The sequence below is a fragment of the Epibacterium ulvae genome (assembly GCF_018678075.1).
GTDB lineage: Bacteria > Pseudomonadota > Alphaproteobacteria > Rhodobacterales > Rhodobacteraceae > Epibacterium > Epibacterium ulvae_A.
This window is the reverse complement of record NZ_JAHHIR010000004.1, coordinates 1-1,674: the sequence shown is the minus strand read 5'-3', so window position 1 is coordinate 1,674 and position 1,674 is coordinate 1. Positions and strand designations below refer to the sequence as shown.

The window sequence follows — 1,674 nt, the reverse complement described above, 5'->3', positions numbered from 1 at the left end:
GAACCGCACGATCAAGGAGGCGGCAGTGAAGCGAGACCACTACGACAGTCACGAACACATCTCGGCGACTTCATGGCTGCCGACACCCTTGCCCGCAGACACAAAACGCGCAGCAGCCTCACGCCCTACGAAAACATCTGCAAAATCTGGACTTCCGAGCCAGATCAATTCATCATCGACCCGATCCACCAGATGCCGGGACTGAACACCTATGTTTTTCTCGGCTTTGTTGCGCAAATTGGGGTGTGAGCGCAGTTCCCCTTTCCCCGGACGGACTTATCCTACGGCCTCTGTGGCAGGTATACCGAGAGCGGTATAGCGGTTGAGTACGGCAATGCGGATTTGGATTTCCGCGACCTGCCGGTCGCAGTCTCGCGCCATGAGACACTGCCCCATCAGCTTCACGCATTGCATCCTACTTTCGACCCGGCTCCTGCGGTGGTATCCGCTCCAACGTCGTCAAAGGGCACGGCCGAGGTATCGCGATGCATTGACCATCTCGTTTCGGGCTCTGGCACCAGCGCTCGTGGCATTTCCGCGTATCATACTCTCCGTCCTCTGTGACCGATTTGATTTCCGGACTGGGCGGGATTTGGTCCAGTAGTTTGGGCAACATGGGCGCGTCACCAACATTGCTGGTGGTGACCTCGAACGCGCGAACCTCCAGCGTTTCCTCATCTATCCCTATGTGAATCTTGCGCCAATTCCTGCGTTTGGGGCCGCCGTGCTTTCTGGCATTCCACTCGCCTTCACCCTCTGATTTGATGCTAGTGCTGTCGATTAGAAGGTCCAGCGGGTCGGTCCCTCCGCAATACGGCAGGTTCACATTGAGTGTCTTTTGGCGGCAGCAAAGAGTGCTGAAGTCCGGCACCGTCCGGCCCAGCCCAGTCCGACCAGTTGCAACAGGCTTTCAATGGAACCGGTAGTGTGCCGCAGCGGCAAGCCAAACAGGACTTTCAAGGTCAGACAGTTCTGGATCGCCGTCTCGCTAAACTGCGGTTGGCGGCCGAGTTTGCCTGTCGGCGGCGGTGTCCAGACCATCTCCGGGTCAAACCAGATCGATAGCGATTCAGTAAGCGTCCGGGTTAGCCGCGCTAACGATGGTTTGTTCATTGATCTAAGTGTCCATTTAGATAAGTGGACACTTAGGGGCATGTTATGAAGAATCGTCGCGGCTGGTCGGACGATGAGAAGCGGGAGATTTGCCAGCAGACGATGCCGCCAGGAGTGTCTGTTGCGCAGGTTGCCCGGCGCTATGCGATGAACGCGAACATGATCTATACTTGGCTAAAAGATCCGCGCTTTGCGCCGCCAGCGGTCGCACCTGAAGATGCGCTCGAAGACGCATCTTTCATTGAAGTCGCGATGCCGTCTCCGGATTTGCCGGTTGCCGTTGATGTCACCGGGCCGCCTGCCGTTGATCTGCTATTGGCCACGCGCGTCGATATTGCACTTTCAGATGGTCACCGTGTTTTGATCGAAGGTCCCACATCGCTTCTAGCCGTTGTTGGCTTGGTGCAGGGATTGTCGGTTTGATCCCCGTTCCCAGCAACACACGGGTTTGGCTTGCGGCTGGCGTGACGGACATGCGACGCGGGTTCAACACGCTGGCTGCACAGGCTGAGAAGGTTTTGGCTGAAGATCCGTATTCAGGTCACTTATTCGTCTTTCGTG

2 protein-coding genes and 2 pseudogenes are annotated in these 1,674 nt (G+C 56.8%); 3 read left to right on the top strand and 1 reads right to left on the bottom strand.

The features are described 5' to 3' along the window. A pseudogene (locus KMP13_RS00425) lies at positions 1 to 249 on the top strand (hypothetical protein); the annotation flags it as partial. Between the two features lie 27 nt (positions 250 to 276). Here the strand turns inward: KMP13_RS00425 and KMP13_RS00420 are convergent. Then, positions 277 to 1,113 (bottom strand): annotated as a pseudogene (locus KMP13_RS00420) (IS5 family transposase). Between the two features lie 45 nt (positions 1,114 to 1,158). Between KMP13_RS00420 and tnpA the strand changes: the two are divergent. Beyond that, positions 1,159 to 1,536 carry an IS66-like element accessory protein TnpA gene (tnpA, locus tag KMP13_RS00415; protein WP_215263470.1) on the top strand — a complete coding sequence of 126 codons (378 nt, stop codon included), beginning with the start codon at positions 1,159 to 1,161 and terminating at the stop codon, positions 1,534 to 1,536. Beyond that, the coding region (tnpB, locus tag KMP13_RS00410) for an IS66 family insertion sequence element accessory protein TnpB (protein WP_215263472.1) at positions 1,533 to 1,674 on the top strand (142 nt) is incomplete at its 3' end. The genes tnpA and tnpB, both read left to right, overlap by 4 nt.